Source organism: Sphingopyxis sp. P8, from assembly GCF_020622175.1.
GTDB lineage: Bacteria > Pseudomonadota > Alphaproteobacteria > Sphingomonadales > Sphingomonadaceae > Sphingopyxis > Sphingopyxis jiangsuensis.
In genome coordinates this window covers 757,583-770,235 of record NZ_JACNMK010000002.1, presented here as the reverse complement: position 1 = coordinate 770,235, position 12,653 = coordinate 757,583, and the positions used below count along the sequence as shown (strand labels likewise).

At 64.7% G+C, this 12,653-nt stretch carries 11 protein-coding genes; 4 read left to right on the top strand and 7 right to left on the bottom strand.

What is annotated here, in order from left to right; translation table 11 throughout:
* Positions 1-65: 65 nt before the first annotated feature.
* The 4 genes from H7692_RS12135 to H7692_RS12120 all read right to left on the bottom strand — a co-directional run bounded on the left by H7692_RS12135 (position 66) and on the right by H7692_RS12120 (position 4,352).
* Positions 66-836 (bottom strand): TIGR02186 family protein, encoded by a 771-nt coding sequence (locus tag H7692_RS12135; protein ID WP_201928043.1) that lies wholly within the window; start codon positions 834-836, stop codon positions 66-68.
* Positions 833-1,741: a sulfite exporter TauE/SafE family protein gene (locus tag H7692_RS12130; RefSeq protein ID WP_201928044.1), complete on the bottom strand. Its 909-nt coding sequence runs from the start codon at positions 1,739-1,741 to the stop codon at positions 833-835. Before H7692_RS12130 ends, H7692_RS12135 begins: the two co-directional genes overlap by 4 nt.
* Before the next feature lie 107 nt (positions 1,742-1,848).
* A complete protein-coding gene (locus H7692_RS12125) occupies positions 1,849-2,595 on the bottom strand; it encodes a hypothetical protein (protein WP_222136999.1) in 747 nt (248 codons plus the stop codon).
* A gap of 335 nt (positions 2,596-2,930) precedes the next feature.
* Positions 2,931-4,352 (bottom strand): glycosyl transferase family protein, encoded by a 1,422-nt coding sequence (locus H7692_RS12120; protein WP_227340233.1) that lies wholly within the window; start codon positions 4,350-4,352, stop codon positions 2,931-2,933.
* 147 nt (positions 4,353-4,499) lie between these two features.
* Between H7692_RS12120 and nhaA the strand changes: the two genes are divergently transcribed.
* From nhaA to H7692_RS12105, 3 genes are all read left to right on the top strand, one after another.
* The gene (gene nhaA / locus H7692_RS12115; protein ID WP_222136997.1) at positions 4,500-5,801 is read left to right on the top strand and encodes a Na+/H+ antiporter NhaA; all 1,302 of its coding nucleotides are present in this window, start codon (positions 4,500-4,502) and stop codon (positions 5,799-5,801) included.
* A 166-nt stretch (positions 5,802-5,967) separates the two neighbouring features.
* On the top strand, positions 5,968-6,732 hold the full coding sequence (locus tag H7692_RS12110) for a tryptophan 2,3-dioxygenase family protein (RefSeq protein WP_201928048.1): 765 nt from the start codon (positions 5,968-5,970) through the stop codon (positions 6,730-6,732).
* On the top strand, positions 6,729-7,862 hold the full coding sequence (locus H7692_RS12105) for an aminotransferase class V-fold PLP-dependent enzyme (protein WP_222136996.1): 1,134 nt from the start codon (positions 6,729-6,731) through the stop codon (positions 7,860-7,862). Before H7692_RS12110 ends, H7692_RS12105 begins: the two co-directional genes overlap by 4 nt.
* A gap of 54 nt (positions 7,863-7,916) precedes the next feature.
* Here the strand turns inward: H7692_RS12105 and H7692_RS12100 are convergent, their stop codons facing one another.
* Complete coding sequence (locus H7692_RS12100; RefSeq protein ID WP_222136995.1) at positions 7,917-9,656, bottom strand: N-acyl-D-amino-acid deacylase family protein; 1,740 nt, start codon at positions 9,654-9,656, stop codon at positions 7,917-7,919.
* Positions 9,657-9,924: 268 nt separating this feature from the next.
* On the opposite strand from H7692_RS12100, the gene H7692_RS12095 reads away from it, so the two are divergent.
* Positions 9,925-10,716, top strand: a complete 792-nt coding sequence (locus H7692_RS12095; protein ID WP_227340232.1) for a class I SAM-dependent methyltransferase — start codon at positions 9,925-9,927, stop codon at positions 10,714-10,716.
* A gap of 12 nt (positions 10,717-10,728) precedes the next feature.
* On the opposite strand, the gene H7692_RS12090 is transcribed toward H7692_RS12095, so the two are convergent.
* Both H7692_RS12090 and H7692_RS12085 read right to left on the bottom strand, forming a co-directional pair.
* A complete protein-coding gene (locus tag H7692_RS12090) occupies positions 10,729-11,604 on the bottom strand; it encodes an energy transducer TonB (RefSeq protein WP_222136994.1) in 876 nt (291 codons plus the stop codon).
* Between the two features lie 46 nt (positions 11,605-11,650).
* Positions 11,651-12,646, bottom strand: a complete 996-nt coding sequence (locus H7692_RS12085) for a cupin-like domain-containing protein (protein ID WP_222136993.1) — start codon at positions 12,644-12,646, stop codon at positions 11,651-11,653.
* Positions 12,647-12,653 lie beyond the last annotated feature (7 nt).

Below are 12,653 nucleotides of genomic sequence, written 5' to 3'. Positions count from 1 at the left end.
CCCCGCCTGAATTTGATCCCGAGGCAGGTATCGCAGACGAGGGTAAATAGGCCGTGAACTTTGGCTCAACGCCGCCGGAAAATGGCCGAGGCAACATAGCCGAGCAACAGCGACAGCGTTACCGCCGCCAAGCCATAGAGAAAGCCGTGATGCTCGGCCGCCAAGGCGACGAAGCGTTCGAACCCCGCCTTGCGGATCTGGACATCGCGCGCTGCAACCGCGAGCACGCGGCCGCGACTGATCAGATAGGTCTCGGCGCGATAGGTGCCGACTGGAACGCGCGCCGGCACGGGGATGCGAGCGCGATAAAGCACGCCCTCGGTAATCTCGACCGCCCCGGGGTTTTGGACGAACAGTCCCTGGCGCTGATACAGGTCGATCAGCCCTGCCTCGAACCGCTCCAGCTTTTGCGCCTCCGAAAAGCCGGTGGGCGACATCGACAGATTGTCGAGTCCGAGTTCGAATATCGCCGCAGTCCGCTCATCGACCAGCTTGTCGATCGGGCGCGACGACCCGATGGCATAAAAGCCGGGCGTCGTGCGCAGCCGGATACTGCTCGCGTTGACCCAGATGCCGGCAACGCGACGTTTCTCGCGGAGGATGATCGGACGCACCGGCCCTTTCAGGACGACGACGATATCGGCCCGGTCGTCGGGAAGCCTTTGCCCCGGATAGAGAATGGCGCCGAACAGCAGCAATTCCTCGCCCGTGAAGCTGTACTGGATGTCGATCGCACGGCTCGACACATCGGGGACGAGCCGCGGGTCGGCGGCGCGCGAAGTTCCTGTCGCCAAAAGCAGCGCCAATCCCACGATCAGGGCGCGCAGGACGGTCATTGGACCGTGTAGATTTCGTCGGGACGGATGAACAGGTCGACCGCCATCCGAAGTGCCACGACGAGCACGATCGCCGCGAGCGCCATGCGGAGATATTCGGGCTTGAGCCGCTGCGCGAAGCGCGCGCCGACCTGCGCGCCGATGACGCTGCCGATAAGCAACAGGCCGGCGAGCACGATGTCGACCGCGCCGGTCGTCATCGCATGGACCATCGTCGTCGCAATCGTCACGAACAAGATCTGGAACAGCGACGTGCCGACGACGACCTGCGTCCCCATGCCGAGCAGATAAAGCATCGCCGGGACCATGATGAAGCCGCCGCCGACGCCAAGCAGCATCGTCAATATGCCGACCAATATCCCGAGCAGCAGCGGCGCGAGCGGCGAAATATAGAGGCCCGATCGATAGAAGCGCCAGCGCATCGGCAGGTTGGCCACCATCGGGTGATGCCGCCGTTTGCGCGCCGGTGCGGGCAGTCCCGCGCGCATTTGTTGCAGCGCCCCCCACGCCTCACGCGCCATCATCGAACCGACCGATCCGAGCAAGGCGACATAGAGGATGTTGATTGCGGTATCGATCTGGCCCCACGCGGTGAGCAGTTCGAACAGCACCGCGCCGACGAGCGATCCGATCAAACCGCCGGCCACGAGCACCGTGCCCATCCGCAGGTCGACCCCGTCGCGCTCGAGATGCGCGAGTGCGCCCGACACGCTGGCGCCGGTCACCTGCGTTGCCGCCGACGCCGCCGCGACCGTCGGCGGGATGCCGTAAAAGATCAGCAAGGGGGTGGTCAGAAATCCGCCGCCGACGCCGAACATCCCCGACAGAAACCCGACCCCGCCGCCGAGAAGGACGATGACGAGCGCATTGACCGAGAGATTGGCGACAGGAAGGTAGAGATCCATGGGCCCCGAACATCATTCCACGGCGTCGCTGCGTCGCCGATTCCTGAAACCCTAGAGCATTTTCCCGCACCGTGGAATCGGCTGATACGTCAATTTTTCCGGCAGCATCAAAAGTGCGACGCGATCGTCAACGCGGCGCCGCTGCCCGGCCGCGCATCGCCCGCGACGCGAAAGCGCCAATCGAGCGCGACGCGGCTGCCGCGGCCGACCGTCGGCAGGTCGATCGTCAAGCGAGGCCCCACATCGAAGCGGCTCACCCCCGGCTGGACGGCACCGGCAACGATCGCTCCGGCGCGGATACTCGATTTGCGGACCGACGCGACCGGGCGATCGACAACAACGGCACCGTCGGCGAAACCGTCGCGCCGCCGCGCGCCGACAATGCCGCCTTGTCCATAACTCTCCAGCCGAAGGCGCGCCGGAAGCCGCATGTCGTTCACGCCGCCCGCCACCACGACCGCAAAAGCATCGCGCCCTTCGCTCCCTAACGCGATCCGGCGCTCGACTGCCACCGCGACCGGGATGCCGGCGACGGGCGCGTGCGAAACGCCGACCGCCAGTTCGCGCTGCCGCGGCCGCGCGACTGCGATCGTTGCGCGCGTGTAGGCACGCAAGCGTCCTTCCTTTTCCAAGGCATAGCTCGCCCGGACACCCACCTGACTGCCCCCCAGTTGGCCGCCCGCTACCAGATTATCGCTCGCGTTGACCGAATCGGGCCGCAGGAACGCCCATCCGTCGACCGCCCACCGCCTGCGCCGTTCTTCGGCCACCGGCGGCGCCAGGCCGCCACCGCCGCGATCGAATTCGGTCAGGGGCGGCAGCGGTGGGGCGGGAGCGATGACAGGGGTGCTCACGTCGGACGCTGATGGCGGGTACGAACCCGGATCAGCACTTGAGAAATTCGGCCGCGTTTGAATGCGATCGCGACGCGCCCTCCCTTCAGGCGGAAGTGCGATTTTCGCGTCATCGCTGAGGTGCTCGGGCACGATCGGTCGGGGCGCGACCGGCACCGCACCCGGAAACAGCCCCGATTGGTTCGTCGATGATTCCGCAACGGCAGGGGGAGAAACCGGCATCCACGCGATCAGGAGCCGCAGCAATATCCAGCCGCCGATGAAGATGAAAAGGAAACGCATCGCTCCCGCCTCGCGGCGGCGCGGCGAAATCGGAATATGTCGCACCGCGCCGCTCATCCCGGCCGGCGTCGCTGGACGTACATTGCTTCGACCATCGACTCCGTCTCGCGGTGGTCGGTTTTGTCCCAAACGACGCGCCCCGAGCGCAGCATGTGCCAGTAGATGACGAGCGCCCGACGCGCCGCGAGGATCGCGACCAAATTCGACACGAAGGCGCGCGGCACGGCCAGCACACCTTGCCGCCAGCCATACCAGCGCGCCGAAAAATGGATGCGCATGCCGAGGCGCCATAACAACAGGATAGCTCCCATGAAGACGAGGAGACGCAGCGATTCTCCGATGGCAGGCGCGCGCCAACCAAGAATTGCCTGTCCCGCCAGTCCAGCGAGCGTAACGACCGACCCCAGATAGGCAGCGAGCAGGACCAGCGCGGCAAGCGGTGGCCGGCGATCGCGCCAAAGCATCCACCTTGCAATCCACCCGCCCCCGCGGGAGCCATTCGGAATCCGGGACCCCGGCCACCCGATATGGTCCCAGCCGTCGAATGCGATTCCGGCAATCCAGCGCGCTTTCTGACGCACTGCCGAATCGATACGTCCCGGAAAACTGCCGCGTGACGCAATCAGGCTTCCGTCGCTTCCAACGCTGTCGACGAACGCGGTCGGCAAACCATAAGCGCCGAAGATCATGCCAAGTTCGTAATCCTCGGTCAGGCTGTCGGTCCGAAAAGGCTCGCCGCCCCGGTCGATCGCCACCAGTGACAGCGCCCGTCGCGTCATCGCGCATCCCACCCCGGCCGATGGTATCGGCACGCCGAGGCGCGTGCGTACCGTCAGTTCTTTTGCATGAGCCTCGGCAAATTCGTCGGCATAATGGCCGCCAACCCATTGCGCCCCTGCCGAAACGAACGGCACGACCGGGATCTGTACCATGGAGCAGCGCGAAAGATGTGCACGGTAAAGGCTAAGTTCCTCAGGATGCACATGATCTTCGGCGTCGTGAAGAACGATTGCGGAAAAGCGCATACCTTCGGCGCGCTCATCCTCTCCGAGCGCATTCCACAGATGATTGAGATTGGCTCCCTTGGTCGTCGGTCCATCGTCGGAGCCGATTACGAGCCGCAATCGCCGATCGCGCGCCACGAGGTCCGATATCGCCAGGATGGTCGAAGGATCGTTCGGATAGCAGCCGACATAGATTCGGAAGTCCTCGCCATCCCATGCCGCGAGGGTTCTCCGCAACATTGCGGGCAAAGCACATGCCTCGTCCCACGCCGGCACGAAAACGGCGATTACTCCCGGCAATACCCCGGCCAAAGCATCGGCTGCCTTCCGCTTCGAAGGCGACATCAGCCAGATCAGATCGAAGAGCAAATCGTCGAGGCCGAACAGCAGGATTCCGACCGACGCAAAGAACATCAGTTCGGCGCCGACGATCCCAACCCAAAGTTCCAACCCCGAGGTCGACAGGTCCACCGTGCGCCCCGCCCTTTTTCTTGATGGCATGTAACATCGACCAAGCCTGCGTAATCAGGACTTAATTTTTGTAAAGGGTGACGAATCCGGGAGCAGCGGCTAGGAGATTTTTCTCCCTATCGTCAAAAATCAGGTTATCGGCCCTTTATGACCAGCATTTCTGCGCCTCGTTCGGCTCTCCGCGACTTTCTCGAAAGCGAAAGCGCCGGTGGCATGCTGCTGATTTTCGCAGCCATTTTGGCGATGATCGTCGCCAATTCGGCATTGGGCGAGACATATGAGCATGCCATCCATGCCGTGACCGGGCCGGTGCTGACCGACAAGCTCGGTCCGATGACCGTCCATCTGTGGATCAACGACGGCCTGATGGCGATTTTCTTCCTGCTCGTCGGTCTCGAAATCAAGCGCGAGTTCGTCGATGGGCGGCTCGCGAGTTGGGACCGTCGACGCCTGCCGATGATTGCAGCCGCCGCGGGGATGGCTGTACCTGCGGCGCTCTATATGCTCTTCGCCGGCGGCACTCCGGGCCTCGCGCAAGGCTGGGCGATCCCGGCAGCGACCGACATCGCCTTTGCGATGGGGGTACTGGCGTTGCTCGGCAAACGGGCGCCGACCTCGCTCAAACTGTTTCTCGTCACCGTCGCAATCGTCGACGACATGGGCGCGGTCGCGATCATCGCGCTTTTTTACACCGCCGAGATCAATCTGGCCGCGCTCGGCGCCGCGGCTGCGATCCTTGCGGTGATGTTCGTGCTGAACCGGCGCGGGGTCAAAAGCCTGATCGTCTATATGCTGATGTTCGCGCTCCTCTGGTATGCGACGCTTCTGTCGGGCGTCCACGCGACGATCGCGGGTGTGCTCGCCGCCATGGCGATTCCGTTCGAGCGGACGCCAGGCGCCCCGGACAGCGAGACATCGCCGCTGCACCGGCTCGAACACGCGCTGCATCCGTGGGTCGCCTTTGCGATCGTCCCGCTGTTCGGCTTTGCCAACGCCGGGGTCGATCTTGGCGGACTGACCACCGAACAGATTTTCGCACCGCTGCCGCTCGGCATCGCGGCGGGGCTGTTCTTCGGCAAACAGATCGGTATCTTCGGAAGCGTGTGGCTCAGCGTCAAACTCGGCATCGCGGGCAAGCTGCGCGGCGCGACCTGGTTGCAGATCTATGGCGTCGCGACGCTCTGCGGCATCGGCTTTACGATGAGCCTGTTCATCGGCGGCCTCGCCTTCCCCGGCAATGCGCTGCTGATCGAAGAAGCAAAGATCGGCATTTTGATGGGATCGCTCGTCGCGGCGCTCGCGGGCTTTGCAGTGCTGCGCCTTGCCCCGCCGCATCCGCAATATGCGGCGGTCGAAGCCGAAGCCGACGCAGAGATATCGGCCGACGGCGACGTCCTTACGAACACCGAGGCGCGCGCATCCGGCGAAGAGGGCAAAGAGACTGCCTGATGATCGGCCGCGCCTCCCCCGACCGGCGCGACATGACGCCGTGGCGCGGCCAGGCGGGCTCGCCGCGGCGCCCGCCGGCTGGTGTGGCACCGCGCGGATAGACGAACCGGTGCGCCCCGGCGCGCCCTTTCGCCTGTTTGCGCCACACCAGCAAGGGACGTTGCCCATGCTTCAGAAATCCGACCTCCACCGCCGCATCGAGACGCCCGACATGAAGGATTATGGCGTCTATCTGGCGGTCGACCGCCTGCTCGACTGCCAGAAACCGCTCGCCGAACTTTGCACCCCCGACGAGCTCCAGTTCCAGATCGTCCACCAGGTCGAAGAGCTGTGGATGAAGCTCATCGCCTTCACGCTCGGCGAGATCGACGGTCATATGGAAACGCGCGAGACGATGCGCGTCCTCACCCTGTTCGACCGCGTCCACCGCCTCATGCGGCTGATGACCGATCAGCTTTCGCTGCTGGAGACGATGAGCCCGTTCGATTATCAGTCGATCCGGCTCCAGCTCGGCAACGGATCAGGACAGGAGAGCCCCGGTTTCCAGCTGCTCCTCACGCTGCCGCAGCCGCTGTGGGCGCGTTACAAGGCCGTCTATCTGGAAGCCGAAGGGCGCAGCGTCGCCGATGTCTATGACACGGGCTACAAGCATGACGAGGCCTATATGGTCGCCGAGGCGCTGATCGAGTTCGACGAGCTGTTCCAGATTTTCCGCGCGCTCCACATCTACCTGATCCACCGGTCGATCGGCATGGGGTCGAAGTCGCTCAAAGGCCGCCCGGTCGAACTGCTCAATGCGGGGGCGCGGCATCGCTTCTTTCCCGAGCTGTGGGACATTCGCGCCGACATGACCGACCGCTGGGGCGCTGAATATGGCGTGAAGCGCGACAGCATCAGCGGCGGCGCGCCGGGCCACGGCAGCGGGCTGTGACCGGGACGCTGCTCCCTGAAAGCGTCGCGGAGCGCTTTCACCTGCCGGACGGCGCCACCTATCTGAAAAGTCACAGCGTCGGCTGCCAGCCGCGCCGGGCGGAGGCGCTGCTGCGCGAGCGCTATCTGGCGCCCTGGGCCGGGACGGGCGAAGCCTGGCCGCACTGGCTGGATGCTGTCGATGCGTGGCGGGCGGCGCTGGGAGCGTTGGTTGGCGTCGAGCCGCGCGACCTCTGCCCTGCGACCAATGTCAGCGCCGGGCTGTCGCGCTATCTGTCGGCGCTGGGGCAAGCAACGACGCGGCGGACGATCCTGTTCGCGCCGGGCGCCTTTCCGACGATCGGCTATGTCGCGGGCGGGCTCGCCGCCGAAGGCTGGCAGACACGCATGCTGCCAGCCGGTGCCGATGTGCGGGATCCCGCCAGCTGGACCGCGGCAATGGACGCAGATGTCGCGCTCGCGATCCCGATGCACGTCAGCTCGAACAGCGGCGCGCGCGCCGATATTGCCGGTATCGCCGCGGCGGTGCGCGCGGCGGGTGGGCGCTGCATCGTCGATTGCGCGCAGTCGGTCGGGGTCGTGCCCGTCACCCCCGCTGCGTGGGGCGTCGATGCAGCGCTCGGGACGAGCGTCAAATGGCTGTGCGGCGGTCCGGGCGCAGCGTGGCTGTGGGTCGCACCGCACGACCGCACGGCGCTCGATCCGACCGAGCGCGGCTGGTGGAGCCACGCCGACCCGTTCGAGATGGACATCACCGATTTCCGCTATGCCCCCGACGCACGGCGCTGGTGGGGCGGAACGCCCGACGTTGCGCCGTTCATATTGTCGACCGCGGGCATCGCCGAGATTGCGGCGATCGGGGTCGATGCGGTCCGCGGCCATAATCTGGCCTTGCAGGCGATGGTCCGCGACGCGGTGGAGCCGAAAACGCCGCAGTGGCGCTGGCCGACGGGCGACATCGGCGGGACGCTGTGCATCGACACCGGCGCCGACCAGCCGCGCGTCGCTGCTGCGCTTGATGGACACAGCATCCGGGCCGACTTTCGCAGAACCGTCGTGCGGTTGTCCTTCCATGCCTATAACGGTTTGCGGGATGTGGAACGGTTGGCCGAAGCGCTGCGCCAGGCTTGACTGTCATCCCGGCGCAGGCCGGGGTGACGATGGAAAATCACGAAGCGGCGGCGATCACTCCGCCGCCATCGCCAGTTCGACGCGCTGCGGGCCGCGGATGACACCGCCGGGGGTCGGGCCCTGCATTTCGCCGTCGCGGAAGGTGACCCGCCCCGACTTGACTGTCGCGACATAGCCGTCGGCCTTTTGCAGCAGTCGTTTGCCGCCCGCGGGAAGGTCGAAGGCGAGCCACGGCTTGCCGAGCTTCAGCGCTCCCAAATCGATGACGTTAAGGTCGGCGAGATAGCCCGGCGCGATCAGCCCGCGGTCGTCGAGGCCATAGAGCAATGCGGTGTCGCGGCACTGGCGCTTCACCGCATGTTCGAGCGCGATACGCCCGCGCGCACGGTCGCGCACCCAGTGCTGGAGCATGAAGGTCGGCGACGCCGCGTCGCAGATCGTGCCGCAATGCGCGCCGCCGTCGGACAGGCTGTTCACCGTATCGTCCGCCGCCTGCAGCTCCTCGAGAAAATCGAGATTGCCGTCGCGATAGTTGAGGATCGGGAAATAGATGAAACCGCGTCCTTCGTCTTTCATCAGCAGGTCATAGGCATATTCGGACGGGCCGACCCCGGCGGCGGCGGCGCGCGCCATGATGCTCTCGTCCATCTTGGGCTCATAGTTGAAATCGGGATCCATCTCGAACTGCAGCGGCCAGCCGAGCGCGACCATCTTCAGAAAGTCGATGATGTCGCTCTCGGGCCAGACATTTTCTTCGGCGATCATCCGCGCCTTGAACGCCGGGTCCTTGAGCTTGGCGAGCTGCTCGGCCCACGGCAGGTCGGTGATCTCGTTCCACGCGGGCTTGAAGCGGAACGGGTGTACCGTCCCCTGCCACGCCATGATGACCCCATTGCCGCGCAGCGCGATCTGCGCGACGATGTTCGCGCCGGCGGCATTCTGGCGCCGCATTTCGTCGATCTGTTCCTCGAGCGGCAATTCCTTGGCGATAGATTGCAACGCGGCGAAGGTCACCGGCAGCCCGGTTTCGCGGCTCAAATCGCCCATCCACTGAAACTCGTTCCATTCGCGCTTCAAATCGCTCGCCATTTCGAACACGCCATAGCCGACGCGGCCCATCGCGCGGCCGATCGCGATCAGCTCTTCGGCGGTCGCGGTGGTGCCGGGCACAAGTTCGCCGTCGACCGATTTGTGCAGAACGGTGCGGCTCGTCGAAAAGCCGAGTGCGCCCGCACGCACGCCTTCCTCGACGATGCGCGACATTTCGGCGACGTCCTCGTCGGTTGGAATCGCGCCGGGCTTTTCGCGGTCGCCGAGCACATAGGCGCGCACCGCGCCGTGCGGGACATGGCAGGCGACGTCGACGGTGCGCGGCAGTTTTTCGAGCGCGTCCATATATTCGGGGAAGGTTTCCCAATCCCAGCTCATTCCTTCGGCGAGCGCGGTGCCGGGAATATCCTCGACCCCCTCCATCAGCGAGATCAGCCAGTCGTGGCGGTCGGGTTTGGCGGGAGCGAAGCCGACGCCGCAATTGCCCATGATGACGGTGGTGACGCCGTGCCAGCTCGACGGCGCCATTTCGGCGTCCCACGTCGCCTGCCCGTCATAATGGGTGTGGACGTCGACAAAACCGGGGGTGACGATCTTGCCCGCTGCGTCGATTTCCTCGCGTGCGGGGCCGAGGTTGTCGCCCACCGCGACGATCCGGTCGCCGTCGATCGCGACATCGCCTGTAAAGGGCGCGCTGCCCGTCCCGTCGACGATGGTTCCGCCGCGTATGACCAGATCGTGCATCTTCGCTCTCCCGATTATCTTCGCCCGATTATCTTCGCGCAATTTTTCGTTTCACGACGAAACCTATCATGGATTCGCGATATGCCAAGGCCCTTGGCGGCGCCCTAAAGCGACAAGGGATACGGGCAGGGCAATCGAAACTGTCTCCCTGTCGCTTTGAACCCGGCCTATCCGTCGACGGGCAGCCGTCATGGCACCAGGCAATTTTGCAGGAAAGGGTGGGGCCGTGCGATGCTATGACGGCACCGGGATAGAGGGAGTCGAAACGATGATCCGTCCGATACTTGCTGCCGCGAGCGCGCTGTCGCTGCTCACCGCCTGCACCGCAACCGGCCCCGCCGATGGCGCAGCCAGCGCCGCATCCGCCATGCCGCCGCCGATGGCGATCAACTATGCGGCGATCCTGGCCGATCCCACGCGCCCCGACGCCGACCGCGAGCGCGACGCGGCGCGGATGCCCGCACGGCTGATGGATTTTGCCCAGATTGCGCGTGGCGAGCGCGTTGGCGATTATGTGATGGGGGGCGGCTATCTGACGCGCATCCTGTCGGGCGTCGTCGGAGCCGAGGGCCGCGTCTATGCCTTTCAGCCGCAGGAATTCATCGCATTCCGCGCGCAATATGGCGAGGACCAGAAAAGGGTCGTCGATGCTTATGCCAATATCGACGCCGTAAACGGCGCCTTCGCGGCGCCGCCCTTTCCCGAACCGCTCGACACGATCATTACCGTGCAGAATTTCCATGACCTGTATCTGAAGCCTTTCCCGGCAGGGACGGGCGACAGAGCGAGTGCGGCGCTGTTCGCGGCGCTGAAACCCGGCGGGACGCTGGTGGTCGTCGATCACAGCGCCGCCGACGGCAGCGGTACGACGCTGGCGGATAGCCTGCACCGTATCGACAAGGCCGCGGTGATCGCGGCGCTGACGCAGGCGGGCTTTATCCTCGAGGCCGAAAGCGACCTATACGCCCGCCCCGACGATCCGCGCTCCGCCAATGTTTTCGACGCGGCGATCCGCGGCAAGACCGACCAGTTCGCGCTGCGGTTCAGGAAGCCGGGTTAGGGTCGGACTCCGTTACATGTGGAAACGAACGCGGCTTCGATAATAGGAAGCCATCGGGCGACCGTCCTTGTCGAGCGCGGGTTCGAACTTGGCGCGGCGCATCAGTGCCTCGCACACAATGTCGTTGAATCCCTCGGGATTGGTCGATTGCTGGATATGGCATGCGGTCGCCTTGCCCTCGGCATCGATCATCAGGCGAAATTCGACCAGCCCCGGCTGGCGCTTGCGAAGCATGTCCGGCGGATAGTCGAACGATGTTATCCATTTCTCGGGAGTGCCCACGGGTGCCGGAAGGCGCTGCGCGGTGCGATGGCTTTCGATGTTGACACCCCAGGTGGAAACCAGCTGTTCGGTGCAGGCATGAAGCGCGGCGAAGGCGTTTTTCATCGGGCCGGTTTGCAGGATCACCGGCGTTCGTAGCGGCGACCCGATAGCGATTTCGCTGACGTTCGCCTCGTCGCGGGCACGCTGCGTGCGCTGCGCCACTTCGTCATATTCCTCTTCCCGCACCCAGGGTCGCAGCCCGACCACAGCCGCGAAGGTCCATGTGGGAACCTTGTTCTCAAAGCTCCCCACATAAAAGTAGAGCGACTGGTCGGGCAACTCGCGGCCAAAACGGATCTGAGCCTTTCCGTCGCTGACCCATCGCTTCATCGGCTGCCCGATCAGGTTGAGCCGAAACGTCGAACTTGGCGAAAACCGGTCGAGAAAAATGGTGATCGCCTCGTCGCCCGTACCGAAAGTCCGGGCTAAGCGGCAAAAATCATCGGCGTAATGGACGTTCCATTTCGACGAGGGTTCAAGCACGAGGGGCCGATCTTTCGCCGCTGCCGGGACGGAGGGCAGCAGGACCAATATGCCAAGAATGGCCTTTGCGCCTGTTTTCATGGCCTTACTGACTATCCCTCGGCGTTCGCATTGGCAATGGGGACCGTCATTCAATATCTCCATAGGACGCATAATCCTCGACATGCGCGTTGGGGCGGCGGAAGCTCGTGAAACTCATGCTTGCCGACAGGTCGAGCGCCTCGACCTGATGCCACCAGCCAACCGGGAGAAATACTGCCTCGCCGGGGCCGATCACCGTTTCGATCACCGGCGGCGTTTCGGCGTCGCCCTGCCCCGCTGGCAGGGGCGTATTGTTCCAGTCCGAAAAACAATGGATGCGGTTCTTCATCCGATCCGCCGCCCAGGGCGGCGCCATGCGAACACGCTTGCGCCCGACAATCTGGACCAGAAGATTGTTGGTGAGATCATGATGCCAGGGCGTCAGCGTCCCCTTCGGCCCCAGCCAGAAGAAACCATCGCGTTCGGAGCGCTGATCGAGAATGGTGATGGGTTTCATGTCATCCCAAAGCGGTGCGAGCGCGGCGGCATTGGCGCTGCTGTTATAGGCGGTCAGATAGACGTCGTTGCTCGGCGTATCGGCGCGCAGCCATTCGATGAGTTCGGCAAAGCGGACCGGGCGGCGGTGGTCGTCCTTGGCGATCTCATAATCGGGACTGCGCTCGCGCCCAACCTGCGCCTCGACGACCGCGTCGCCTGCGACCGCCGCGAAATGATCGAGCGACCAGTTCGAAAGCGCGGGCCAATGATCGACCAGCCCGAGCAATTTCGCAGGACGGTTGGCGTCATAATAGTGACGATAGAAATGGTCGGGGTCAGCGTTGCCGAGCGTATCGAGCGCGAAGCCGCCCTCAGCCTCGAACGCGAGGCGTTGCTGGTTGGTGAACAGCCAGCGCTGCTTCGCCATGCGCGCGGCCTGACGGCGGAGCGCCGCGGCAAGCGGGTCCTTTGCCAGCCGGTCGATTTCATAGCGCGCCGACGCCCCCGAAATCCCCGCCGCGACGAGCCGCTGGTGCAATGCATCGTCGTCCTCGCCGACGGTCAGCCCTTCGGCGATCAGCGCGCGCTTGTCAGCCTGGGGCATGCGGAGT